The 24,652-nt window shown below is 67.8% G+C and carries 23 protein-coding genes; 12 read left to right on the top strand and 11 right to left on the bottom strand.

What is annotated here, in order from left to right:
• Positions 1-281 precede the first annotated feature (281 nt).
• Positions 282-1,595, top strand: coding sequence for a M12 family metallo-peptidase (locus CR919_RS09675; RefSeq protein WP_165787260.1), 1,314 nt, complete (start codon positions 282-284; stop codon positions 1,593-1,595).
• Between the two features lie 67 nt (positions 1,596-1,662).
• On the top strand, positions 1,663-3,465 hold the full coding sequence (locus CR919_RS09670) for a DUF885 domain-containing protein (RefSeq protein ID WP_099819835.1): 1,803 nt from the start codon (positions 1,663-1,665) through the stop codon (positions 3,463-3,465).
• A gap of 83 nt (positions 3,466-3,548) precedes the next feature.
• Here CR919_RS09670 and CR919_RS09665 read toward each other — a convergent pair whose 3' ends face one another.
• A complete protein-coding gene (locus CR919_RS09665; protein WP_099819834.1) occupies positions 3,549-4,007 on the bottom strand; it encodes a hypothetical protein in 459 nt (152 codons plus the stop codon).
• 182 nt (positions 4,008-4,189) lie between these two features.
• On the opposite strand from CR919_RS09665, the gene CR919_RS09660 reads away from it, so the two are divergent.
• The 4 genes from CR919_RS09660 (at position 4,190) to CR919_RS09645 (ending at position 6,791) form a co-directional block, all read left to right on the top strand.
• Entirely contained in the window at positions 4,190-4,438 is a 249-nt protein-coding gene (locus tag CR919_RS09660; protein ID WP_032952021.1) for a hypothetical protein, read from the top strand.
• Positions 4,439-4,561: 123 nt separating this feature from the next.
• Positions 4,562-5,479 carry a bestrophin family ion channel gene (locus CR919_RS09655; protein ID WP_099819833.1) on the top strand — a complete coding sequence of 306 codons (918 nt, stop codon included), beginning with the start codon at positions 4,562-4,564 and terminating at the stop codon, positions 5,477-5,479.
• 19 nt (positions 5,480-5,498) lie between these two features.
• A complete protein-coding gene (gene hemB, locus CR919_RS09650) occupies positions 5,499-6,488 on the top strand; it encodes a porphobilinogen synthase (RefSeq protein ID WP_099819832.1) in 990 nt (329 codons plus the stop codon).
• Between the two features lie 33 nt (positions 6,489-6,521).
• On the top strand, positions 6,522-6,791 hold the full coding sequence (locus tag CR919_RS09645; RefSeq protein WP_089237657.1) for a hypothetical protein: 270 nt from the start codon (positions 6,522-6,524) through the stop codon (positions 6,789-6,791).
• A gap of 264 nt (positions 6,792-7,055) precedes the next feature.
• On the opposite strand, the gene CR919_RS09640 is transcribed toward CR919_RS09645, so the two are convergent.
• Positions 7,056-7,919 (bottom strand): PD40 domain-containing protein, encoded by an 864-nt coding sequence (locus CR919_RS09640; protein WP_099819831.1) that lies wholly within the window; start codon positions 7,917-7,919, stop codon positions 7,056-7,058.
• Positions 7,920-7,967: 48 nt separating this feature from the next.
• Between CR919_RS09640 and aroE the strand changes: the two genes are divergently transcribed.
• The 3 genes from aroE to dinG all read left to right on the top strand — a co-directional run bounded on the left by aroE (position 7,968) and on the right by dinG (position 11,422).
• Positions 7,968-8,813: a shikimate dehydrogenase gene (gene aroE, locus CR919_RS09635; protein ID WP_099819830.1), complete on the top strand. Its 846-nt coding sequence runs from the start codon at positions 7,968-7,970 to the stop codon at positions 8,811-8,813.
• Between the two features lie 3 nt (positions 8,814-8,816).
• A complete protein-coding gene (locus CR919_RS09630; RefSeq protein ID WP_099819829.1) occupies positions 8,817-9,167 on the top strand; it encodes a hypothetical protein in 351 nt (116 codons plus the stop codon).
• A gap of 152 nt (positions 9,168-9,319) precedes the next feature.
• Positions 9,320-11,422, top strand: coding sequence for an ATP-dependent DNA helicase DinG (gene dinG, locus CR919_RS09625; protein WP_099819828.1), 2,103 nt, complete (start codon positions 9,320-9,322; stop codon positions 11,420-11,422).
• Positions 11,423-11,491: 69 nt separating this feature from the next.
• Here dinG and CR919_RS09620 read toward each other — a convergent pair whose 3' ends face one another.
• Complete coding sequence (locus tag CR919_RS09620) at positions 11,492-12,091, bottom strand: hypothetical protein (RefSeq protein WP_099819962.1); 600 nt, start codon at positions 12,089-12,091, stop codon at positions 11,492-11,494.
• A gap of 100 nt (positions 12,092-12,191) precedes the next feature.
• Positions 12,192-14,030 (bottom strand): dihydroxy-acid dehydratase, encoded by a 1,839-nt coding sequence (gene ilvD, locus CR919_RS09615; protein WP_099819827.1) that lies wholly within the window; start codon positions 14,028-14,030, stop codon positions 12,192-12,194.
• A gap of 504 nt (positions 14,031-14,534) precedes the next feature.
• Between ilvD and CR919_RS09605 the strand changes: the two genes are divergently transcribed.
• The 3 genes from CR919_RS09605 to CR919_RS09595 are packed head-to-tail and all read left to right on the top strand — an operon-like array spanning position 14,535 to position 16,952.
• A complete protein-coding gene (locus CR919_RS09605) occupies positions 14,535-15,104 on the top strand; it encodes a DUF1190 domain-containing protein (RefSeq protein ID WP_099819826.1) in 570 nt (189 codons plus the stop codon).
• A 7-nt stretch (positions 15,105-15,111) separates the two neighbouring features.
• Positions 15,112-16,290 (top strand): glutathionylspermidine synthase family protein, encoded by a 1,179-nt coding sequence (locus tag CR919_RS09600; protein WP_099819825.1) that lies wholly within the window; start codon positions 15,112-15,114, stop codon positions 16,288-16,290.
• On the top strand, positions 16,290-16,952 hold the full coding sequence (locus tag CR919_RS09595; protein ID WP_099819824.1) for a hypothetical protein: 663 nt from the start codon (positions 16,290-16,292) through the stop codon (positions 16,950-16,952). The genes CR919_RS09600 and CR919_RS09595 overlap by 1 nt, the downstream gene beginning before the upstream one ends.
• A 157-nt stretch (positions 16,953-17,109) precedes the next feature.
• On the opposite strand, the gene CR919_RS09590 is transcribed toward CR919_RS09595, so the two are convergent.
• The 7 genes from CR919_RS09590 to CR919_RS09560 all read right to left on the bottom strand — a co-directional run bounded on the left by CR919_RS09590 (position 17,110) and on the right by CR919_RS09560 (position 24,526).
• Positions 17,110-18,408, bottom strand: a complete 1,299-nt coding sequence (locus CR919_RS09590; protein WP_099819823.1) for a DUF58 domain-containing protein — start codon at positions 18,406-18,408, stop codon at positions 17,110-17,112.
• Complete coding sequence (locus tag CR919_RS09585; RefSeq protein WP_089237639.1) at positions 18,405-19,391, bottom strand: MoxR family ATPase; 987 nt, start codon at positions 19,389-19,391, stop codon at positions 18,405-18,407. Before CR919_RS09585 ends, CR919_RS09590 begins: the two co-directional genes overlap by 4 nt.
• Positions 19,388-20,572, bottom strand: a complete 1,185-nt coding sequence (locus CR919_RS09580; protein WP_099819822.1) for a DUF4350 domain-containing protein — start codon at positions 20,570-20,572, stop codon at positions 19,388-19,390. The genes CR919_RS09585 and CR919_RS09580 overlap by 4 nt, the downstream gene beginning before the upstream one ends.
• Positions 20,569-22,203, bottom strand: coding sequence for a DUF4129 domain-containing protein (locus CR919_RS09575; protein ID WP_099819821.1), 1,635 nt, complete (start codon positions 22,201-22,203; stop codon positions 20,569-20,571). Before CR919_RS09575 ends, CR919_RS09580 begins: the two co-directional genes overlap by 4 nt.
• On the bottom strand, positions 22,193-23,185 hold the full coding sequence (locus CR919_RS09570) for a stage II sporulation protein M (protein WP_099819820.1): 993 nt from the start codon (positions 23,183-23,185) through the stop codon (positions 22,193-22,195). The genes CR919_RS09575 and CR919_RS09570 overlap by 11 nt, the downstream gene beginning before the upstream one ends.
• Entirely contained in the window at positions 23,182-23,871 is a 690-nt protein-coding gene (locus CR919_RS09565; protein WP_089237631.1) for an RDD family protein, read from the bottom strand. Before CR919_RS09565 ends, CR919_RS09570 begins: the two co-directional genes overlap by 4 nt.
• A gap of 124 nt (positions 23,872-23,995) precedes the next feature.
• On the bottom strand, positions 23,996-24,526 hold the full coding sequence (locus tag CR919_RS09560; RefSeq protein ID WP_099819819.1) for a gamma carbonic anhydrase family protein: 531 nt from the start codon (positions 24,524-24,526) through the stop codon (positions 23,996-23,998).
• Positions 24,527-24,652: the final 126 nt, after the last annotated feature.

Raw genomic sequence — 24,652 nt, 5'->3', positions numbered from 1 at the left:
GTTGAATTCACTCTTCCGGATCAAGCCTCGGCTCGGCTCAGCACCTCTCGTGGGAGTCTGCTCAGTCACGTCATTGCATGGCGCTGATCAGCTGGATCGTCATTGGTATCGCCATGAATTTTCGCCGCTTTGATAGGGTGGATTGATAGTGCGAGCGACGTCGCGGAACGCTGAGGCACACTCATTCCAATCATTGATCCGTTGCAGCGTTTGTTCGGCTGCAGCGTTTCACTTGATCCTGGAAGGAACGTGCAATGCGAACGTATGCAATCAGGAGCGCGGTGGCACTGACGGTCTTCGCGCTGCTTTCGGTCGGTCCGACCAAAGCGGCCGAGCCATTCGTGGAGGCGCTCCCAGACGCAGTGCTGGCTGAAGCCGAGCAGGGGTTGCGCAGAGGAGGCGACGACGTGGAGTGGGTGCGCCGGGTTCGCGTGAATGAGACCGCCCTGGCTGCTGATGAGATCACCGTCGATCTCCACGACAGGGTTCTTCACCTTGTCCGCGATCCTTCCGAACCCCTGTTCGAGAGCGTCCAGAGTGTGATCTACCGGCCTGCGGATGACGTAGGTGCCCAACGAGAGGTGCGCTCGATCTCAGGCCTGCAGTGGGTGGGTAAGGTGAAGTCCGTAGCGCTGGATGCTGAAAGGAAGCTTGAGCAGCGCACGTACGTGAGAATCTGGTCGGACGCTTCAGGAACACATGCGAGATTCGCCCTTGGGTTCTGGCATTACACGCTGGACGGTGATCGACTGGTAAAGCGCGATGTGCGCCGCGCTCTACGAGACGAGCGTGACGATGTGAGGGACCGGCGACCAGATCGGCCCGCTCCAGACCTTCCTCCAGGAATTGCCGCCGGCGGGAGCGGCGAAGGTCGCGATGTGATTCGGGTTGCGTACGGCTTTGCGGCAGGCGCGCTGGTGGATGGGCTGGATCCGGCAATCGAGCAGGTCAGGGCTGCAGTGATCGAGGCCAATGCCGGATTTGCAGCAAGCGGTATTGAATTGGAGTTGCAGACGGCGGCCAACGCGCTTCCGGGATACCGCGAAGCCACGCTTGATCAGACTCTCGACGACATCGCAAAGGGTAGGCGCGGACCACTCTGGCTGCTGCACGTGGCGCGCGAGGGCGAGCGAGCCGACGTGATGGTGATGATCATCGATACACATTCGGGCGCTCCCGCATGCGGATTGGCCCAGCAGGTACTGGCGACCCGGGAAACGGCCTTTCTCGCTGTTGAGCGCAGATGCCTGGCCCAGCACACCCTTGCGCATGAGATCGGCCATTTGCTGGGAGCAGATCATGATCCCGAGAACGTGACACTTGATCCGCCCAGATTCGCATTCGGGCATGGCTATCAGTTCAACGCGGAAGACGCGCCTGGTTGGCGTACCGTCATGGCCTTGGAATGCAGTGACCGGACCTGCCCGCGGGTGAACCTCTGGTCATCCCCGCTCATCCAGCACGGAGGCGTGCCAACGGGATCGGTTGATCTTCATGACAACGCAAGAGTCCTGCGCGAGACGAAAGGCGTCGTTGCCGGCTTCTACCCGGATCCGCCAGCGCAGAACCCCGATGCCTCATATCCGCACCCGTGACGTCCGGGCGATTGTCGGCACCGCCATGAGCGCGTAGGGTGCGGGCAACCCTGTCCTGGAGTGCTCCATGAAGCCGATCGCGCTTGCCATCGCCCTGGCCCTGACCGCCGCCCCGCTGCTGTCGGCCCCACCGGCCCTGGCCGCACCGGCCGCCAAGGCCTCTACGCCGGCCAGCCCGGCCTGGGTCGCGCGCAGCAACGCGCTGGCGCAGATCCTGCTGGACGCCCAGGGCCCGTTCCAGCCCGAGGAGACCGGCTTCTTCGGCGTGCCCGGCTACGACGACAAGGTCGCCGACCTCGGCCCGGACAACGACCAGCGCTACCGCGCCGCGATGGCCAAGGCCCGCGACGAACTGAAGGCCAAACTGGCCACTGAGAAGGATCCCAACGTCCGCCAGGACCTGGAGATCATGATCGCCGCCGCCAACCAGAACATCGAAGGCAGCGAGCTCAACCAGAAGTACCTGCTGCCGTGGCGCGATGCGCCGCAGAGCGTGTTCGGCGGCCTCAACCTGCTGCTGTCCGACCAGGTGCCGGCCGAGCGCCGGGCCAAGGCGGTCGATCGCCTCAAGGCATACGCGGGCCTGCAGCCGGGTGGCACCGCGTTCACCACGCTGGCCCGCCAGCGCTACGAAGAGCGGTTGAAGGACAGCACGCTGCTGCAGCCGACGAAGATCGAAGTGCAGCAGTCGCTGGACAACGTCGAGACCTACATCACCGGTATCGAGTCGCTGCTGAAGAAGTACCAGGTCGCCGGTGCCGACGAGGCGATGAAGGCGCTTGCCGCACAGATGAAGGACTACGCCGCATGGACCCGCAAGGAGGTGCTGCCGAAGGCACGTGCCGATGCGCGCCTGCCGGCCCCGCTGTACGCCTATCAGCTCAAGCAGGTCGGCATCGATATCGACCCGAAGCTGCTGATGCAGCGTGCGCAGCTGGAGTTCATGGAAACGCGCTCGGCGATGCGCCAGCTGGCGCCGCTTGTCGCGAAAGAAAAGGGCCTGAAGGTCAGTGACCCGAGCGACCCGGTGGCGGTGATCCGCGCGCTGAAGGGCGAGAAGATCGCCGATGACCAGCTTGAAGGCCATTACCGCAAGGTGATCGATGCCATCGATCCGCTGATCCGCGAGCACCGCATCGTCGATGTGCCGCAGCGCGCAATGCAGATGCGCCTGGGCTCGGCCGCCGAAAGCGCTGCCAGCCCGGCACCGCACTTCCTGCCCGCGCCGCTGGTCAACAACACCGGGCAGCAGGGCACCTTCGTGCTGCCGCTGGGCAACCCGGCGGCCGGTGCGGGCGCGCAGTACGACGACTTCAACTTCGGGTCGGCGGCCTGGACGCTGAGCGCGCATGAAGGCCGCCCGGGCCACGAACTGCAGTTCACCGCGATGGTCGAGCGCGGCGTGTCGCTGGCGCGCACGATGTTCGCGTTCAATTCGGTGAACGTGGAAGGCTGGGCGCTGTATGCCGAAGCGGAGATGGTGCCGTATGAGCCGCTGGACGGGCAGATGATCGCGCTGCAGTTCCGCCTGCTGCGTGCCGCCCGCGCCATGCTGGACCCGATGCTCAACCTCGGCCTGACCGACCGTGCCAACGGCGAGCGCGTGCTGATCGAGCAGGTGGGCCTGTCCAAGGCGATGGCTACCCAGGAACTGGACCGCTACATGGTGCGCATGCCGGGCCAGGCGGGCAGCTACTTCTACGGCTACACCCGCATCCTCGAACTGCGCATGCAGACCGAGCTGGCACTGGGCGCGAAGTTCGACCGCCTGGCGTTCAACAACTTCCTGCTCGACCAGGGCCTGTTGCCGCCGGACCAGTTGGCTGAAGCGGTGAACGAGGTGTTCGTGCCGAAATACCAGAAGAAGTAACGGTAGCGCCGGGCCACGCCCGGCGAGCGCAGCGGAAGAGACGCCGGGCGTGGCCCGGCGCTACCCGCGGTGACCCGTGTGGGTCACCGCTGCGGGGTGATCGTCTGCGTCGGCAGGCGTGCCGGCGGCGCCGGATTCGGCACCCAGATCGCCACGCCGGCCGCGCGTTTCTGCGTGGTCGGTATGCCGATGCCCACGCCACCGCCCACGTGTGAACCGTAGCTGCCGGCACCCACCGACATGCCGACCGGTGAGCCACTGCTGCCCACGCCCATCAGGATCACGCCGTTGGCACCGAGCGCAGCCGCTTCGCGCTTCAGGCGGGCCACGGCGGCGTCGGTCTGGCCCTGCGTGCCGAAGCCCACCGCCGACGACGACTCCAGCTGGGCGATTTCCTGCGAACCGGCGGGTGGCGTCGAATAGATCTGCACCTGGGCCGGATCGATCGGCGCGCGGGCGCGGCCCAGCATGACCTTGGAAGTGCTGGCGCAACCGGCAACGGTCAGCAGCATGGCCGCCAAGGCGACCCAACGGATGTTCATGGCGTATACCCCTGTAGGACTGGTTCGGATCATCAGCCGGGCACTCTGAATCGGCGCCAACATCGGGGCTCGACCCATGGCCGCACGCTAGCACGGTGCCGGTGAGGTTGACGGCAACGCGGTAGGCGGCGCTGCCGGGAACGGCTATGGTTGGGAGCAAGAACAACCACGGGGAGTGCGCTATGGGTGTGATCAGTCTGTTGTGGGGCGTACTGGCCCTGTTGTGGATGATCCTGGCGTTGATACCGCTGCTGGGCTGGGGCAACTGGTTCCTGATCCCGTTTGCTGCGGTCGGCGCGATCATCGCCGCACTCGGCATCCTGTTCACCCACCCCAGCAAGCGCGGCCGGGCCTGGACCGGGCTGATCCTGAACGGCATCGTGGTGGTGGTCGGCATCCTGCGCCTGGGGCTCGGCGGCGGCGTCATCTGAGGCAGTACGGCCGGTGCGACCGGGCGTCGCAGGTACACGGCCGCTGGCCGGGCAGGGAGTAGAATGGGCGGCTGCGCGAGCCCCCCGCGTGCCTGTCGAACTGCGCCCTGCGCGGCTGCTCCCATGATCATTCGTTCCCGTCCCCACGGCTGGCAACTGCTGTACATCCTGCGTGGCTCCATCGTCCCGGCGATCGCGCCCAAGGTACTGGCCATCCTCATCCTCTCCATCGCGGTCGCCGCGGTGGTGGAACTGGCGCCGCCGGTCGGCATCGAGCGCGTCTCGGTCACCCCGTTCACCCTGCTCGGCCTGGTCCTGTCGATCTTCCTCAGCTTCCGCAACAGCGCCTGTTACGACCGCTGGTGGGAGGGCCGCAAGCTGTGGGGCCAGCTGGTGTTCGAATCGCGTTCGCTGGCCCGCCAGGTACAGGTACTGCTGGCCGACGACGCGCCGCGCCGCCAGCGCATCAGCTACCTGACCACCGCCTTCGCCTACGCACTGGCCGCGCGCCTGCGTGCCCGCGACGTGGCGCTGGCCGCGGTGCCATGGCTGGACGAGGAACAGCGCGGGCAGCTCGCTCAGCGCGAGAACGTGCCCGATGCGCTGCTGGCGATGATCGCCGCCGAACTGGCCCAGGCCCGGCGCGAAGGCACGCTCGATTCGATCCTCTACGTCCAGCTGGAAGAGCGCCTGCACGCGATGTCCTCGATCCAGGCCGGCTGCGAGCGCATCCTCACCACCCCGCTGCCGTTCGCCTACACCCTGCTGCTGCACCGCTGCGCGTGGATGTTCTGCGTACTGCTGCCGTTCGGCCTGGCCAGTTCGCTGGGCTGGGCCACGCCGGTGCTGTCGGCGGTGCTGGCCTATGCCTTCTTCGGCCTGGACCAGCTGGGTGAAGAAATGGAAGACCCGTTCGGCCTGGAGCCGAACGACCTGCCGTTGGACGCGCTGGTGCGCACCATCGAGATCGACCAGCTCGATGCCCTCGGCGAACGCCCGTTGCCCGCACCCCTGCTGCCGCAGGGCTACCTGTTGCAATAGCCACTCCCCGGAGCCTGCCATGCCTCATCCCCATTACCGCCCGCGGCGCATGCGCCATGACGAATTCTCGCGCCGCCTGATGCGCGAGAACACGCTGACCACCGACGACCTGATCTATCCGGTGTTCGTGCACGAGCCGGCTGGCCGCGTCGCGGTGCCGTCGATGCCCGGCGTGGAGCGGTTGTCGATCGAAGAACTTCTGAAGGTGGCCGAGGAAGCGCTGGAACTCGGCATCCCGGTGATCGACCTGTTCCCGGTGCTGGATGCCTCGCAGAAGTCGCTGGACGCCTCTGCGGCGTGGGCCGAGGACGGCCTGGCGCAGCGTGCGATCCGCGCGCTGAAGTCGCGTTTCCCGGAGCTGGGGGTGATGACCGACGTTGCCCTGGATCCGTACACCACGCACGGCCAGGACGGCATCATCGATGACAAGGGCTACGTGCTCAACGACATCACCGTCGAAGCACTGGTCAGGCAGTCGCTGTCGCACGCCGAGGCGGGCGCGGACATCATTTCGCCTTCGGACATGATGGATGGCCGTATCGGTGCGATCCGCCGTGCGCTGGACGCCGACCACCATCTCAACGTGCGCATCATGGCCTACTCGGCCAAGTACGCCTCGGCGTTCTACGGCCCGTTCCGTGACGCGGTGGGCAGCGCGGCCAGCCTCGGCAAGGCCGACAAGAAGACCTACCAGATGGACCCGGCCAACGGTGACGAGGCGATGCGCGAGATCGCGCTGGACCTGGAAGAGGGCGCGGACATGGTGATGGTCAAGCCGGGCATGCCGTACCTGGACCTGGTGCGGCGGGTGAAGGAGACCTTCGGCGTGCCGACCTTCGCCTACCAGGTCAGCGGCGAGTACGCGATGATGAAGGCGGCGTTCGCCAACGGCTGGCTGGACGAGCGCGCGTGCGTGCTGGAATCGCTGCTGGGCTTCAAGCGCGCCGGTGCCGATGGCGTGCTGACCTATTTTGCGCCGCAGGTGGCGCGTTGGCTGCGCGAGCGCTGACAATAGCGCCCACGACGGACGGAGGAACACGCGATGGGACCTGAAATGGGTTGGATGCAATGGTTGATCTGGGGCACCGGTACGCTGGTGTTCGGGGCCATCATCGTCGGCGTGTTCGTCGCTGCGTGGCGCGCAGCCCGGCGGCCGCCCGAGCAGCTCTCCGCTGCCGCCCAGGTTGCCCGCGAGCAGGCCGTGCCGGAGAGCGTGCAGGCCGAACTGGCCGCACTGAACCGGCGCAAGGACAATGGCCAGCTCAGCGAGGTGGAATACGAGCAGCAGCGCGCGAAGGTGCTGTCGCGCTGAGTTGATCTTCTGGTAGTCGCCAACCTTGGTTGGCGCTTCCGTGTGCCGACTCCGAACCATCATCCACGCATGGCGTGGATCTACTGGTAGTCGCCAACCTTGGTTGGCGGTTTTGTTTCTGTGCCGACCAAGGTCGGCACCTACCGGAGGGGGGCGGTCGGCACCCACCGAACCATCATCCACGCATGGCGTGGATCTACTACAACGCGGGTTCCAGTAGATCCACGCCATGCGTGGATGAACGCCCGCGCGATCCGTTGCCCATTACCCGTCGCAGCCCGCCACTGCCACCACCTTCGGCACGGCCAGCCGGTACACGTCCACGCCACCGGCGCGTGGCGACTTCGCCGCGCTGCTGGCCACCATCATTTCGCCCGGCTTGGCGTTGTCGACCACCGGCGCGCCGGTCCAGCCGCTTCCCTGATTGAACGACAACCCCAGCGGCTGCAACGCAGCGCCCGTCCACGCGCAACCGCTGGTCCAGACCTGCGCGGTATCACCGCTACCACGGCTGAAGGCCACGGCGCCTGCGCTGCCCAGCCAGTCGCCGTCGGTTTCATCGGCAGCGCTGTTCAATGCCTGCAGCGCCGTCGCCGGCCCGCGCGCGCCCTGCGCGTCCAGCGTGGCCACGAACAGGTCCCAGCCGGCACCACGGCCCTGCTGGCGGGCAAACAGCAGCCGCCGCCCGTCCGCGCTCAATGCCGGGCCTCGCTCCTCATGGCGACCGCCATCGCCGGCCAACGGTTGTGGGGTGCCCAAGCCGCCATCGGCGGCAATCGCCGCCCGGTACAGCGCCAGCCGGCCCTCGCGGCCTGCGGCGAACAGCAGCCAGCGGCCGTCGTGGCTGAAATACGGGTCGCGCACCTCGCCGGTCACTGCCAGCGGCAAGGCCTGCGCCTGCTGCCAGCGGCCGTCGACCACGCGCGCCTGCCACAGCCCCCAGCCGGCCTCGCCACGACGGGCGAAGACGATGCGCTGGCCATCGGCGCTGATCGTGGCCCGGCCCTCATCGGCGCGGGTGGAGACCACGCCCATGCCCTCGATGCCGTACTCGTTCAACGCCATCGCCACCGGGGCAGAGAGTAGACTGGCGGCGAGCACCAGCAGGGTCGGGGCGATACGCATCATCCAGGTCCATGCACGAAAGAGCACCAGTCTAGCCAGCTTGAGGATTCCATGACCGATCGTTACGCCGTCTTCGGACACCCCGTCGCCCACTCGAAGTCGCCGCAGATCCATGCGGCGTTCGGTCGCCAGGAAGGCATCTCCCTCGACTACCGCAGCATCGATCTCGCCCCGGACGCCTTCCTGGCCGGGCTGGAGGTGTTCGCCGCTGAGGGCGGTGTCGGTGCCAACGTCACCTCACCGCACAAGGAAGCGGCATTCTCCGTGTGCACCACGCTGACCGCACGCGCGCGCCGCGCCGGCTCGGTCAACACTCTGCTGCGCAAGGGCGACCGCTGGCACGGTGACACCACCGATGGCATCGGTCTGGTGCGCGACCTCACCGACCGCCACGGCCTGGACCTGCGCGGCCGCCGCGTGCTGCTGCTGGGCGCCGGTGGTTCGGCGCGAAGCGTCGCGCCGGCGCTGCTCGATGCCGGCATCACCGAACTGGTGGTGGTCAACCGCACGCCGGAACGCGCCGACGAACTGATCGATGCCATGGGCGAGCCGGGCCGCGCGCTCAGCCGTTACTGGGACGATCTGCGCGACCTCGGAGATTTCGAGCTGATCCTCAACGCCACTTCGGCCGGCCGCGATCGCGACGCCGAGTTCAAGCTGCCGCTGTCTCTGGTCAATTCGATGACCACGGCGGTCGACCTGAACTACGGCGAGGCCGCCATCGCCTTCCTGGCTTGGGCGCGCGCCGCGCAGTGCCGCAACACGGTCGATGGCCTGGGCATGCTGGTCGAGCAGGCGGCGGAGAGCTTCCTGCAGTGGCACGCCGTACGCCCGCAGACCGACGCGGTCTACCAGCAGCTGCGCGCCGGAGCCGGTGCCTTCGCCGGGCAGGACTGATCGATGGACAGCCAGGCTCTGATGGTCTCCCTGCTGACCATGGTCGGCGTGCGCCTGCCGGTGCTGATCGCCCTGTGCGTCGGCCTGGTCTGGGTGATGGGCGCGCCGCGCGATCCGGCACGTACCGGCGCGCTTTCCGGCCTGCTGCTGTTGCTGGCGTCCAGCATGGGCAGCCTGCTGGCCAACCTGGTGCCGATGTGGATGGTCAGCCGGGGTGACTTCAGTGCGATCTCGCAGCTGAGCACCGTGCTGGGCGTGGTTCACTTCGGCCTGGCCATGCTCGATGCCGTCGGCACGGTACTGCTGGTCTGGGCATTGGTACGGCTGCTGCGGCAGCGCACTGCGACGCCCTGACCGCGATGGCGGCAGTGGCCGCGTCGGTAGGGTTGTGGGGCGCGCATCCAGCCATCGCGCGACGCGGCTGACCCTGTTCAGCGCCCGCGCCTCGGAGCCCGTGGCCGGCCATGCGACAATGGCCGGCCTGACCCCGCTACGGTAGTTCTGGCGTGACCGAAACCGTCGCCGCCCCACGCAAGCTCGATGACACCTTGAAGGACGCGATCCGCAAGGCGTACACGACGCTGCAGGCCAATACCCCCGGCTTCTCCACCCGCCGCTCGCAGAGCCAGATGATCGGCGTGGTGTCGCGTGCGCTGTCCACCAGCGGCGGTGTGGGCGTGGTCGAGGCACCGACCGGCGTGGGCAAGAGCCTGGGCTACCTGACCGCCGGCGTGCCGATTGCCCTGGCCAGCAAGAAGAAGCTGGTGATCAGCACCGGTACCGTGGCGCTGCAGTCGCAGCTGGTCGAGCGCGATATCCCGAACTTCCTCAAGGCCACCGGCCTGGAGGCGACCGTTGCCCTGGCCAAGGGCCGCACCCGCTACCTGTGCACGCGCAACGCCGCCGAGGCGCACGGCGAGGGCGCGCAGAACGGCATGTTCGAGGACGAGCAGCCGTTGTTCGACCGCCCGCTGGCGCCGATCGAGATGGACATCGCCAAGCGCCTCACCGTGGCCTTCACCAGCGGTAGCTGGGATGGCGACATCGACAACGCACCGGAAACCATCAGTCCCGGCCTGCGTAGCCGCATCACCACCCCGGCCTCGGGCTGTGCGGGGCGACGCTGTGCGTACTCGGCGCAGTGCGCGGTGCTGCGCTCGCGCAACACCGTGCGTGACGCGCAGATCGTGGTCACCAACCACGCGCTGCTGCTGTCGGCGCTGTCCATTGGTGACAGCGACAACGGCCAGCCGATGATCGCCGCGCCGTCGGACATGCTGCTGGTGCTCGACGAAGGCCACCACGTTGGCAATGTGGCCATCGATCAGGGTGCGGCCAGCCTGGCGTTGGACGAGATGGCCAAGCGCACCGGCCGCCTGCAGATCCTGATCGCCGGCGCCTACCGCGCGGTCGACAAGGATCGCCTCGGCAACCTGCTGCCGAACGAAGCCATCGACGCGGCCAGCAACGTGGCCAAGGGCCTGCGTGCGTTCCGCGATCATGTCGAGGCGGTGTGGATGCCGGCGCCGGCCGATGAGGAACCGATGTGGCGCGCGGCCAACGGGCGCCTGCCCGAGGCCTGGCGCGAGCCGATCGAGGCGCTTGCCGACGATACCCGTAGCCTCTACAACTGGGCGCACGCGGCCACCGCGCAGGTCGCCAAGGGCAAGCCGGACGATCCGGCGCGCGAGCGCCTGCAGCGCAACCTGGGCATGGCGCTGGAGATGATCGAGCAGCAGTACAACCTGTGGCAGGTCTGGCGCCGCGAGGACAAGGAAGGCGCGCCGCCGATGGCGCGCTGGGTGACCGCCACCCGCGACGGCGACCTCGTGCTGCATGGCTCGCCGGTGTCGGCCGCGCACGTGCTGCGCAAGCTGTTGTGGGATGAAGTGGATTCGGTGGTGCTGACCTCGGCGACGCTGACCGGCGGCGGCGATTTCCAGGCGCTGGCGATCGACAACGGCATCCCTGAAACCGCCGAGATGGTCTCGTTGTCTTCCCCGTTCGACCTGCCCAACCAGGCCGAGCTGATCGTGCCGCCGTTCCCGGTCACGCCCGATGACCGCGAAGGCCATCCGCGTGAAGTGGCGCGCTACATCGGCAAGGAACTGGACTGGACGAAGGGCTCGATGGTGCTGTTCACCTCGCGCTGGAAGATGGAGAAGGTGGCAGGCCTGATGCCGGCCGCCAAGCGCAAGCAGGTGCTGGTGCAGGGCGAGATGTCGAAGACGCGCATGATCGACGAACACCTGCGCCGCGTGGCTGCCGGCGAGGGTTCGGTGCTGTTCGGACTCAACTCGTTCGGCGAAGGCCTGGATCTTCCGGGTGAGGCCTGCACCACGGTGGTGATCACCCAGGTCCCGTTCGCGGTGCCGACCGATCCGCAGACCGCCACCCTCAGCGAGTGGGTGGAAGCGCGCGGGCTCAATGCGTTCAACCTGATTGCCATTCCCCATGCGCTGCGCACGCTGACCCAGTTCGCCGGCCGCCTGATCCGCACCTCCACCGACACCGGCCGGGTGATCATCCTCGACTCGCGGCTGCTGACCCGCCGCTACGGCAAGCGCATCATCGACGCGCTGCCGCCGTTCAAGCGCACCATCGGCTGAGCAGCAGGGTCGGATCCCTTCCGCCGGAAGGGCTCTGACCCCGCCGCGCGAGCAGGGTCGTTTCGCCTTTCAGTACTGCGACTGGGGGCATGACTCGGACGCCAGTGCGTAGGGCTGGTACATGCAGCGGATCAGGTCGTCCACCGTCTTCAGCCGCGGTGGCCATGCGACGTGCTGCAGGCCCTCTGCGCTTCGCATCTCGACCATCCCATCCCTGAGCGTGGTACCGGGTGGCAGCGGCAGGGCGGCCAAGCGCGCGCGAGCACGTCGTAGTGCCGGCAGGTCGTCATCCAGAAAGGCGATGGTTGCATCCACGTAGAGGTTCCACCCCTCCGGGTCGGCGCCGGCAGGCTTGTACGTCAACCGCATCAGCGCGCTGGCGGGATCGCGTTGCCCCTCGTAGGCCCGGAGTTGTGCCTCGTGCCAGGCCAGCTCTGGGTGGCCGCTCGCCTTGGCCTGGCGCCGGTATGCGGCGAACAGGTCAGCCAGTTCCAACTGGCAGCCGGCGCGCCGGACCAGCGCGTCCCAACCCTCGCCGGGGCCGTGGTCGAATGCTCCAGGTGACATCGCCAGCAGTTCGGCACGGTTGTCGAAGCGGCATTCGTCGGCGGACGCCGACGCGGTCGCAGTGGCCAGTGCCAGTGATATCAGGCTGAGGAAACGGCGCATCAGGACGTCCATGTGTGGGGCCGCACATGATGCACCCCGGGGGCGGGTAGTGCCGCGTGCTGAAGGGGCACTGCCGGCCAGCGGCCGGCACTACCCGTCTTCAATCGCCGAGCAGGGCGGTGTTGCGCACGGCGCCCTTGTCGGCGCTGGTGGCCAGCAGGGCGTACGCCTTCAGCGCGCTGGTGACCTTGCGCGGGCGCGGTGCACGCGGCTTCCAGCCACGCGCATCGGCCTCGGCGCGGCGCTGGGCCAGCGTGGCGTCGTCCAGCAGCAGGTCGATGCGCCGCGCCGGGATGTCGATGCGGATGCGGTCACCATCCTCCACCAGCCCGATCACACCGCCGCTGGCCGCTTCCGGCGAGACGTGGCCGATCGACAGGCCCGAGGTACCACCGGAGAAACGCCCGTCTGTCAGCAGTGCGCACTGCTTGCCCAGCCCCTTCGACTTCAGGTAACTGGTCGGATACAGCATTTCCTGCATGCCCGGGCCACCCTTCGGGCCTTCGTAGCGGATGACCACCACGTCGCCGGGCTTCACTTCATCAGCGAGGATGCCGGCGACCGCCGCGTCCTGGCTTTCGAACACGCGTGCATTGCCTTCGAACACGTGGATCGATTCGTCCACGCCGGCGGTCTTCACCACGCAGCCGTCGACGGCGAGGTTGCCGCGCAGCACGGCGAGGCCACCTTCCCGTGAGTAAGCGTGTTGCAGCGAGCGGATGCAGCCCTCGGCGCGGTCAACATCCAGCGACGGCCAGCGCGTGGCCTGGCTGAAGGCTTCCTGGGTGGGAATGCCGGCCGGGCCGGCCTTGAAGAAGGTGTGCAGGGTGTCGTTGTCGCTGCGCATCACGTCCCAGCGATCGAGTGCTTCGCCGAGCGTGTTGCTGTGTACGGTGGGCACGGAGGTATCCAGCAGCCCGGCGCGGTCCAGCTCACCGAGGATGCCGAACACACCACCGGCGCGATGCACATCTTCGACGTGGTACTTGGGCGAGTTCGGCGCCACCTTGCACAGCTGTGGCACGCGCCGCGACAGTGCGTCGATGTGGGACAGGTCGAAGTGGACCTCCGCTTCCTGCGCGGCGGCCAGCAGGTGCAGGATGGTGTTGGTGGAGCCGCCCATGGCGATATCCAGGGTCATCGCGTTGGCGAACGCAGCCTGGGTGGCGATGCCGCGCGGCAGCGCACGCGGATCCTCGCCGCCATACCAGCGATGGCAGAGTTCGACGATCAGGCGGCCGGCACGGCGGAACAGCGCTTCGCGGTCGGCATGCGTGGCCAGGGTGGTGCCGTTGCCGGGCAGCGACAGGCCCAGCGCTTCGGTCAGGCAGTTCATCGAGTTGGCGGTGAACATGCCCGAGCACGAGCCACAGGTGGGGCAGGCGCTGCGCTCGTACTCGGCAACCTTCTCATCCGAGGCGCTGTCGTCGGCGGCGACGACCATGGCATCAACCAGGTCCAGCTTGTGCTCGGACAGCTTGGTCTTGCCCGCTTCCATGGGGCCGCCGGACACGAACACCACCGGAATATCCAGGCGCAGTGCGGCCATCAGCATGCCGGGGGTGATCTTGTCGCAGTTGCTGATGCAGACCAGCGCATCGGCGCAGTGCGCATTGACCATGTACTCCACCGAGTCGGCGATGATCTCGCGGCTGGGCAGCGAGTACAGCATGCCGTCGTGGCCCATGGCGATGCCATCGTCCACGGCGATCGTGTTGAATTCCTTGGCGACGCCGCCGACCTGTTCGATCTCGCGCGCGACCAGCTGGCCAAGGTCCTTCAGGTGCACGTGACCGGGCACGAACTGGGTGAAGGAGTTGGCGATGGCGATGATCGGCTTGTGGAAGTCGCCATCCTTCATGCCGGTGGCACGCCACAGGGCGCGGGCGCCGGCCATGTTGCGGCCGGCGGTGGAGGTGCGGGAGCGGTATTCAGGCATGGCTGGCGGAACGGGCGGGCCGTACGACGTGGGGGTCGGTTGATGATGGCGGAGTTTTTCGGTTGCTGCTGCAACCACCGGAGGTGGTCCGGCAGGGCTGCGCCCTGCACCTGCCGAATCAACGGCAACGTCAACGTCAAAAGCTGGCTATCCGTGGGATGGCGGGGTGGGTCCGGTGGCGGGGGACGCTGCAAGTACGTCCCTGTAAGCTCGGTCGCGCCATCCATGGCGCTCACGCCCCCGCAACCGGACCCACCCCGCCTTCGACAGTTGTCCGCGATCTGACGGGGTCGGATCCCCTTGCTGCGCAACGGGCTCTGACCCGATTCTTGCTGTTGGTGGGTGTCGACCTTGGTCGACACGTGGATCCACGCCATGCGTGGATGGATCGAGGGAGAGAACGACGAAAATGAAATTCCGTTCATCTTTCCCACTTTGCCGATTCCGGTTGTTGGCCGGGATTTGGCATGATGGGGCATTGTTCCGACTTGAAGGCATGAGGCCATGAAACGTTCCCGCACCACCGCGCTGCTGCTGATGAGCGCTGCGCCGCTGCTGTTCACTGCCTGCCAGAAGGAAGAGCAGGTGCAGGTGCAGGAAGGCCTGTATACCTCGGTGGAGGCCTGCACCACGGCTACCGCTGATCCTTCTGCCTGCCGCAATGCATTTGCCGAGGCGCAGAAGAAGTCCGCCGATGCAGCGCCGAAGTACGCGAGCAAGGAAGCCTGCGAACAGGACTACAAGCCCGAGCAGTGCGTGCAGCAGCACACCTCGGCCGGTACGTCGTTCATCGGCCCGATGATGATGGGCTTCTTCATGTCGCAGATGCTGAGCAACCGCGGTGGCCTGGCCCCGCAGGCGCCGGCGTCGGCGCCGGCCTACCAAGACAAGAGCGCCGGCTGGGCGCGTCCTGCCCCGGGTGGCAGCGGCGGCCTGAACACCGCCAGCGGCATCGGTGCGGGCAAGGCTGGGCTGGCCCCGGTCAGCAGCGAGCCGAACCGTGCGGTGACCGCCAGCCGCAGCGGCTTCGGCAGCACCAGTGCGCGCCGCAGCGGCAGCAGCGTCGGCGGCTGATCGACCCATGCAACGTATCCGTATTGCCGAGCGCGCCCAGTGGCGGGCGCGCGCGGAGGAAGCCGGTTTCCGCTTCCACACCATCGACGGCCAGCCGTACTGGGATGAAAGCGCGTACTACGCCTTCACCCTGCGCCAGATCGAACAGGACATCGAAGACCCCAGCGCCGAACTGCACCAGATGGCGATGGATCTGGTCGGCGATGTGATCGCCAGCGAGCGCCTGATGGACCAGCTGGCGATCCCCGCGCATTACCGCGACTGGATCGCCGACAGCTGGCGCCAGCGCCAGTCGCACCTGTACGGGCGCCTGGACCTGGCCTACGACGGCACCGGTCCGGCCAAGCTGTACGAACTGAATTACGACACGCCGACCTCGCTGTTCGAGGCCAGCTTCTTCCAGTGGCAGTGGCTGGAGGACCAGCGCAACGCTGGCCGCCTGCCGCAGCATGCCGACCAGTTCAACGCGATCCATGAAGCCCTGGTCGAGCGCTTTGGCGAGCTGGCCACGCAGTTGCCGCCGCCGCTGTACTTCAGTGCGGTGGGCAGCTCGGACGAAGACCGCGGTACGGTCGATTACCTGCGCGACTGCGCTTCGCAGACGGGACTGCACGGGCAAGCGATCGCCATCGAGGACATCGGCCTGTCCGAAGACGGGCGCTTCACCGCGCTGGACGATACGGTGATCGGCACGTTGTTCAAGCTGTACCCGCTGGAAGACCTGATGGCCGAGGAATTCGGCCGCGCGCTGCCGGGCTCGGGCGTGCAGCTGCTGGAACCGGCATGGAAGGCGGTGCTGAGCAACAAGGGCATCCTGCCGCTGCTGTGGCAGCGCAACGTGGGCCATCCGAACCTGCTGGAAGCACATTTCGATGACGGCAGCGCGCTGGCCTCGGGTTGGGTGCGCAAGCCGCTGTTCTCGCGCGAAGGTGCCAACATCGAGATGCACCTGGCCGATGGCAGCACGCAGCGCAGCGACGGCCCGTACGACGGTCCGGCGATCCTCCAGCGTGCGCACCCGCTGACCCGCTTCGAAGGCGGTTACCCGCTGATCGGCAGCTGGGTGATTGGCGACCATGCCTGCGGCATCGGCATCCGCGAAGACGACAGCGCGATCACCCGCGACAGTGCGCGCTTCGTGCCGCACGCGATCATCGACGAAGCGCCGACGCGGATCTACGTCTGATGGTGGTGCGGCGTAACCGTGATCTGCGGCCTGCGCCGCTGCCTGGACGTCATCTGGATGATGGCCATGGCCTGTGGCGCTATGCCGACCGTATCGCAGTGCGCTGCCACCGCTGTGACACCCCGGGTTGGGTGGTCGGCACATCGCAATCGCGACGCTTCCGCTGCCTGGGCTGCAGCGAAGCCTTGGACGGCGGGTGTGGCTGCAGTCGTTGTGGTGCGGGAGACTGGGTGGGGCCGGTGCGCTACAGCGGCTACCGTCCCTGCGGGTACTGCGGGCATAAATGGGTCAGTGCCGAGGTGCGCCATGCGCGCGCTGCGTCTGCAGTGCGGACGCTGGTCGCGGACTGCAGCCAGTGTGGGCGCAGCAGCGAGGTGGATGTGACGCTGTCGCGGCTGCGAGGCAATGAGGCGATCGACCCGCACTTCGGCCTGCCGTTGCGCCTGGTTGAGAAGACCGCCGCCGGCCTGCTCTGGGCCTACAACGAAGACCATCTGCAGGCCTTGCACGATTACGCGGTCGCGCCGCTGCGTGAACGTGCCGGAGTGACCAATGCGTCGATGTTCTCGCGCCTGCCGCAGTGGATGAAACTGGCGCGGCATCGCGTTTTGCTGCAGCGATCGGTGGAGCGGTTGCAGCGCCGGTTGCTGGGCGAACGCTGATTGCGCGTCGGTAGCCGTAGTTGGTAGAGGCCGGCCCTGGTCGGCGCCGTTGATTGTGTGCCAACCGAGGTTGGCATCTACCAGGGCGGAGCGTCGGTAGCGCCGGGCCATGCCCGGCGGTTGTGGTGATCCGCCGGCCAGCGGCCGGCATTACCGGTTACAGCAACCCTTCGCGCTTCACCGCCAGGTAGCGTTCCACCAGCGCGGCGGGCAGCGCATCGGCGGTCACATCCAGCACCATCACCCGTTCGGCGCGCAGCGCGTCATGCGCCTGCGCGCGCTGCTGCAGGTACAGCGCGGCGGCACCGGCCTGCGCGGCATCTTCCACCGTGTGCACCTCACCTTCCAGCGCAGCATCCAGCTCGCGCTCGCGCAGGCTGGCCACGCACACCAGGTGGCGGCGCTGCAGCAGGCGCACGGCAGCAAGCAGGTCTTCGATGTCTTCATCGCGCACGTTGCTGACCAGCATCACCAGCGCGCGTCGACGCTGGCGCAGTGATACTTCGGTGGCGGCGGCCAGGTAATCGGTGGCCACCGCCTGCGGCTGCAGGTCGTAGCTGGCGCGCAACAGGTGCTGCACCGTGCCCATGCCGCGCTGCGGCGCCACCCAGCGGCGCTCGCCGCCCACGGCGAACAGGCCGGCGGCATCACCTTGGCGCAATGCCAGGTAGGCCACCACCAGCGAGGCGTTCAAGGCATGGTCGAAATGCGAAAGCCCACCTTCGCTGGCCAGCATGCGGCGGCCGCTGTCGAGCATCAGCAGCAGCTGCTGGTTCTTCTCGTCCTGGTACTCGCGCGAGATCAGCTTGCGCGCACGTGCGGTGGCCTTCCAGTCGAGCTGGCGCAGGCTGTCGCCGATGCGGTACTCGCGCATCTGGTGGAAGTCGGTACCCTCGCCACGCCGCCGCTTCACATGCGCACCCACTAAACGTGATGCCTGGTCGGCACTGAACAGTGCGAAGCGGGTGAGTGGCACGAAGTTGGGATAGACCCGTACCTCCAGCGCTGGCGGCAGTGTGCGTTGCTGCCACCACAGCCGCCACGGCGAGCGGATGCGCAGCTGCACGCCCTCGAAGGCAAAGCGCCCGCGCTGCTGCGGCTGCACGTGGTAATGCAGCGAGCTGACATGGCCGGCCCGCAACGGCACGCGCTGTGGCAGCGATTCCAGTGGCCAACCGCCCGGCACCAGATCGAACACGTGCACGTGCATGGCCTGTTCGCTGTGCAGGCGCAGGCCGACCTCGCGACGCACGCCGAGTGCCAGCGCCTCGGGCACGTCGCGCTCGACGCTGGGCGACGGCCGTCGCCGTTGTCGCCACAGATCAACCAGTGCCAGCACCGCAATCAATGCGCCGGCCAGCGCCCAGCTCCAGCGCGGCAGCAGCCCGCCCAGCACCACGCCCCCCAGCACGGCCCAGGCCAACAGCAACGCCAGCAGCAGCGGCGCAGGCCTCATCGGCGCGGCGCTTCGACCTTGGCCAGCAGCGCACCCAGCACGTCGTCGGCATCCTGGCCTTCGATCTGCAGTTCCGGTGCCAGCGCAATGCGATGGCGCAGGGCAGGGCGGGCGATGTCGCGCACATCATCGGGGGTGACGAAATCACGCCCGGCCAGCACCGCCTGCGCGCGCGAGGCACGTACCAGGGCGATGCTGCCGCGCGGTCCGGCACCGACGGCGATGCCCGGCCACTGCCGGGTGGCGGCCACGATGCGCACCGCGTAGTCGATCACTTCGTCATCGACGGTGATCGCCGCGGTGGCCTGCTGCAATGCCAGCAGTTCACCGGCACCGAGTACGCGCGGCACCTGGCTCAGGTCGAAATCGCTGGCGGCACGGCCGCTGGTGATCGCCGCGACCATGCGCTTCTCGTCCTCCAGTTGCGGATAATCGATCAGTACCTTCAACAGGAAACGGTCCAGCTGCGCTTCCGGCAGCGGATAGGTGCCTTCCTGTTCCAGCGGGTTCTGCGTGGCCAGCGCCATGAACGGCGGCGCCAGGGTGAAGGCCTTGCCTTCGATGGTGACCTGGCCTTCCTGCATCACTTCCAGCAAGGCGGACTGGGTCTTGGCCGGGGCGCGGTTGATCTCGTCGGCCAGCAGCAGGTTGGTGAACACCGGGCCGCGACGGATCTTGAAGCTCTCGCTCTTCGGGTCGTACACCGCATGGCCGCTGACGTCGCTGGGCATCAGGTCGGGGGTGAACTGCACGCGGCCATAGTCCAGTTCCAATGCCTGCGCCAGCGCGCGCACCAGCAGTGTCTTGCCGAGGCCGGGCACGCCTTCGATCAGCACGTGGCCACCGGCCAGCAGGGCGACCAGGATCTGGTCGAGCACATCGGCCTGGCCGATGAAGGCATGGCCGACGGCCTGGCGGATGGCGTCGACGCGTTCGATCAGGCGGGCGGTGGCGGCCGCCGGAAGTTCAGGGGCATCGGTCATAGCAGGGATCTCATCTGGAGCAGCAAGCGGATGCGCTCGCGCAGGGCGGAGGAATCATGCGGCGAAGGCGGCGTGAGGGCACTGGTGACACGACTGACCGGCCATTGCAGCACCGCGGCGATGGCCTGGTCACGCGCAGCACCATCGAGTGCGGCAGCCACGGGTGCACGCAGGCGCAGGCGATGCAGGAACAACGCCTGCACGGCCTGGTAAAGGCGCGCGCCATGCCCGAAGCGCAGCAGCAGTTCGCCACTGGCGCGGACGTGTTCCAGCAGCGAACGGCGCTCGATCACCGGTGCGGGCAGGGCACTGCCGAAGCGTTGCGCGCGCGACCACAGCCAGCCGAGGATCGCCAGCAGCAGCGGCACCCACAGCGGCCACCCCTGATAGAAGATGCGCGCGCCCAGGGAGGGCGGGCGGCTGCCGTACACCAGCCAGACCGTGCCGCGGCCATAGTTGGGATCGAGCAGGTAGCGTGTCAGGTCGCGGTGCGAGAGGTCATGCAGGCCATCGCGGGCAACAGCATCGACAGGGCGGCGGCGCGTGGACGCGTTCGGTCCTTCACCACGCATGACATCCATGTCCGCCAGCACGTCAATGCGGCCCTTGCCGTGCGGCAGGCGCGCGAACACCAGTCCGTCGTTGCCGCCCCAGCGGCGCTCGGCCGTGGCGTTGGCCTGGAAGCCCAGGCTGAAGCGCCGGCCGCCGCAGAACTCGACATGGCTGGGATCATCGACCACATGGAAGGGCTGGCAGTCGCTGCCATGGAACAGGCTGTCCACGCCGATCCTGTCCAGCAAGGGTCCCTGCGTGCTGCTGGCGTCGTCCTCGGCCGGCGGCTGCGTGCGCAGCAGCAGATGGCCGCCGGTATCCACCCAGTCCAGCAGAGCCTGCGCAGTGCGCGGCGGCATGTCGGCGGTGTCCTGCAGCAGCACCAGCGTATCGGTGGCGGCCAGTGGCATCTGTGCCAGGTCCAACCGCTGCCGGGACTGCACCTCGATGCCGTCGGCGCGCAGCGCCTGGCCCAGCACATACAGCGGGTTGTAGCTGGCTTCGCCCTGCGGCGGCAGCACCACGGTCTCGGTCACCTTTTCGTGCGTGCGCAGGAACAGGATCGTCAGCGGTACCCCGAACAGGACCAGTGCGCCCAGCAGCAATGACCAGAACAGGCGCGGCGTCATGCCTGCCACCCGTACTGTTGGCGCAGGGTACTGGCCAACGCATCGAAATCGCTGCGGCTGGGCAGGCGGCCGCCGTAGGCGGCGTACTGCCACATGCGCACGATGCGCGCGAACAGTTCACGGTCGCTGCTGTCGGTCATGCGCCGCGAGGCACGCAGGCACTGAGCTTCGGTCGCACCGGGCGGCAACGCGATACCCGTGCGCTCCACCAGCGTGCGTACGCTGGCGCGATACAGCAGGGCCAGCGCCTGCCGCGGGCGTCCCTGGTCCCACAGCAAGCCGGCCTGGGTCGCTACATCCGGTGGCAGCACCACCGGCATTACCACCTGCTCCTCGGTGATCTGCGGTGCCTGCTTTTCTTTGCGGCGGCCGGAACCGCGCAACCACGGCAGCCACAGCCGCGCGGTCAACAGCAGCACCAGCAGCAGGACGCCCAGCAGTCCCCACAGGCCCCATTCGGCGATCCGTGCCAGCCACAGCTGGCCGCTCCTGCGCGCCTTGCGGTCGGCGTTGCTGCCGGTGTCCTTCTGCAGCTCTTTCTTGTCTTTGTTCTTTTCGGCCGCGTCTTCGATCGGCTTCCACCGGCTGACCTGCCGCGTCGGCCGCTGCAGCGGATCTTCGTAGGCGCGGTTGACGGCCTGGCGGAAGCCAGCGGTATCCACCGGCGCGTCGCCGAAGATCACCGCCGGTGTATTGGCCGGATCGTTTTCCGCAGTGGCCACGTCATCGGCTTCTTCAGCATCTTCCGCCTCTGCGTCTTCATCGGCGTTGGCCGTGGCGGTCTGCGCGGCGTCCGGTGTGTCGGCGTCCTGCGCGTGCGCGGGCGCCAACGGCAGCGCCAGGCACAGCAGCAGCACCAACGAAGAGGCGATGGGCAGCAAGCGTTCGCGCAGGCGGCGCAGGGCGATTTCCACGTCCCAGGCTTCCATCTGCGTGCGCCGGTTCAAGTACAGGCCGAAGCCAGCGCCCACGTAGAACGGGCCGATCAGCGCCGCTGCCAGCCAGCACAGCAGGTTGAGGCCAAGCTTGGCCCACGCAGGTGCTTCCACGCTGACCATCGCCCACGCCGCGCGCCAGGATTCGGGTAGCAGTTCCAGGGGTATGAAGATGAAGATGGTGGCGATCGCGCCGACCACCAGCACCAGCTCGAAGGCCAGGCAGATCACCGCCAGCACCAGCGCAGGGCCCGCAGCGCCGGCAGCCACCGCTCGGCGACGAGCACCGCGCTGTGCGGGCGCATTGCCCTCCAGCAGGTTGACCGGCAGGCACAGGCTGCGCAGGCCGCTGAAACGCCGCCAGCCCAGGTAGCCCCAGAAGCCGCTGCCACCCCACTGCCGCTGCGCGCGCAGCGCGGCGCGTGGACCGACCCGTTCGCCGAAGATGCCGCGCGAGAGTACGTACAGCGGCGCGCGCTCGAACATGGGCTTGCACCACCACATCGCCAGCCAGGCCCAGCCGAAGGCATCCAGCCACCAGGCCAGCGCATTGAACAGCACGAACAACGGCGCACTGGCCAACAGCCAGCTGCCCCACACGCCGCGTGCATGGCGACGGGCCAGCGCGGTGCCCAGCTCCATTGCTTCCCAGCTGCTGCGCGCGCGCAGCACCACGTCCAGGTGGTCAATCCGCATGGCTGCCTCCGCGTCCACCGCGCCACAGCCACAGCAGCACCCCGGCCCACAGCACACCGGCCACGCTGAATTTCACTGCGGCCGGGATTTCGGCGATTGAGGACCAGAACGCTTCCACGAACGCTGCCAGCAGCAACATGAAGGCCACGCCCAGGCACAGTCGCGCGCCGATGCGCCCCCCTTCAACCAGCGCATCCAGGCGGCGGCGCCGCCCGGGCGCCAGCAGTTTCATGCCCAGCTGCAGTCCGGCACCGCCAGCGATCACGATGGCGGTCAGTTCGAACGCGCCGTGGCCAACCACGAAGCGCCAGAACGGGCCACCGTGGCCGATGTGCTGCAGATGGCCCGCCACCGCGCCGATGGTGATGCCGTTGAACACCAGCACCAGCAGCGTGCCCAACCCCGCCAGCAGGCCGCTGGCGAAGGTGCGCAGGGCGATGCTGATGTTGTTCATGATGTAGTAGCCGAACATCATCCAGTCGGTGCCGCTGTCGCGGCCCAGGCGCTCGGCGGATGGATCGTACATGCGCTCCATCTCGGCGATCTGGCCGTTGTCCATCAGCAGGTGGATGCTGTCCGGGTACACCTGCACCAGCACGAAGCAGGCCAGCGCCGGCACCGCGAACATCGCCAGCGCGGCCCACATGCTGCGCGCCTGGCTGCGTACCAGCAGCGGGAAATCGGCGACCAGGAATTCCAGCGCGCGCCGCCAGCGGGTCGGTGGCGTGCGGTACAGCACGCCATGGCCGTGCTGCATCAGCTGCTGCAGGCGCTGCACCAGCTGTGGGCTGTAGCCGCGTTCACGGGCCAGCGCCAGCTGCTGGCACAGCCGTCGGTAACGCTGCGGGAAGCTGACATCGCCGGCCTCCTCTGCGCCCGGCCTGCGCCGACGCCGACGCGAGGCACCTGCGCGATGCTGCAGCCACTGCTCCAGGTCATGCCATTCCTGTTGATGGCGGGCGACGAACTGTTCCTGCTTCATCGTCGACCCAGCAGCCAGTTGGCCATCGCATACAGGCGCAGCACGCCGACCTGGCCGGACGCACTGGTCAATGGCTCGGCGATGCCGGCCAGCTCCTGCTGGCGCGCGGGAGACAGGCGTGGCGCGCGCTCGGCGAAGGCCATCACTGCCGCCTGTTCTTCCGGCCGTAGCGGTTGCGGCGGCGCCAGCACGCTGTCGATGGTGGCCGGCGGCGGCAGGTAATGCGGTGGCGAATGCACCACCATCGTGCCAGCAACCAGATCGCCCAGGCGGCGGCCATGCGGATCGAACAGGCTGCTGATCAGGCCCAACGCGTAGCCGAAGGGCAGCATGTCCACGGTGCGCAGCAGGTTGCGGGTGATCGATGCCATCCAGCCCACCGGTGCGCCATCCTGTGCCAGCACCCGCAGGCCCAGCACGCGCTTGCCGAGGGTGCGGCCCCACAGCGCTTCGCAGACGATGGGGTAGGCCCACATCAGCAGGAACATCAGCGCCATGTACAGGCCACGGCCGAACTCATCCAGCAGGGCCAGTGGAATGGACAGCGCGGTCAGCGCGCCGAAGCGGACCGCCAGGTCGATCAGCCAGGCCAGGGCACGCGGCATCGGTCCGGCCGCAGGCAACTGCAGCGGCACGCCTTCTGGCGTTACCACCTCGCGGTAGGTATCGAGCATCGGCGCGGCCATCAGCGCGATGGCCGCCGAAGTGGGCGCTGGAGTCCTCTCCAGCGTGCAGCCACGGGCATGGGGGTCTCGACGGTTCCTGGTCGGGCCCAGACTTTAGCAGAGCCCGGCCACCGGCGATGCGGCCTCAGCCCAGGTACTCGTCCTTCAGCCGCACGTAGTGGTCGGCCGAATAGTGCAGCGACTCGATCTCCTTGTCGCTGAGCGTGCGCGCCGGACGGGCGGGGTTGCCCACCCACAGTTCGCCTTCGCCCACCACCTTGCCGGGGCCGACCACGGCGCCGGCACCGACGAAGCCATGGCGCTCGACCCGGGCACCGTCGAGGATGCACGCGCCCATGCCGATCAGGCTGTAATCGCCGATGCTGCAGGCGTGGATGATGCAGCCATGGCCGACGGTCACGCCTTCGCCGATCAGGGTCGGGTAGCCAGCCTTGTTGTACGGGCTGTGGTGGCTGACGTGGATGATGGTGCCGTCCTGCACATTGGTGCGTGCACCGATGCGGACGAAATTGACGTCGCCGCGGATGACCGTGCCCGGCCAGACCGACACGTCGTCGGCCAGTTCGACATCACCGATGATGGTGCAGGCCGGATCGACATACACGCGCTGGCCGAGCACCGGCATCTTGTCGCGGAAAGGGCGCAGCGGGGTCATCGGTGTCTCCAGGTGGGGCTGACACGACGATGATACGCGTTCTGCCGATGCCGACCCTGCGGGCGCCTGCAGCGACCGGGATGCTTCATGCATCCGTGTCGACCAAGGTCGACACCTACCAGATCG

This window comes from Stenotrophomonas sp. LMG 10879, from assembly GCF_002750935.1.
GTDB classification, from domain to species: domain Bacteria; phylum Pseudomonadota; class Gammaproteobacteria; order Xanthomonadales; family Xanthomonadaceae; genus Stenotrophomonas; species Stenotrophomonas lactitubi_B.
This window is presented reverse-complemented; position numbering and strand designations above follow the sequence as displayed.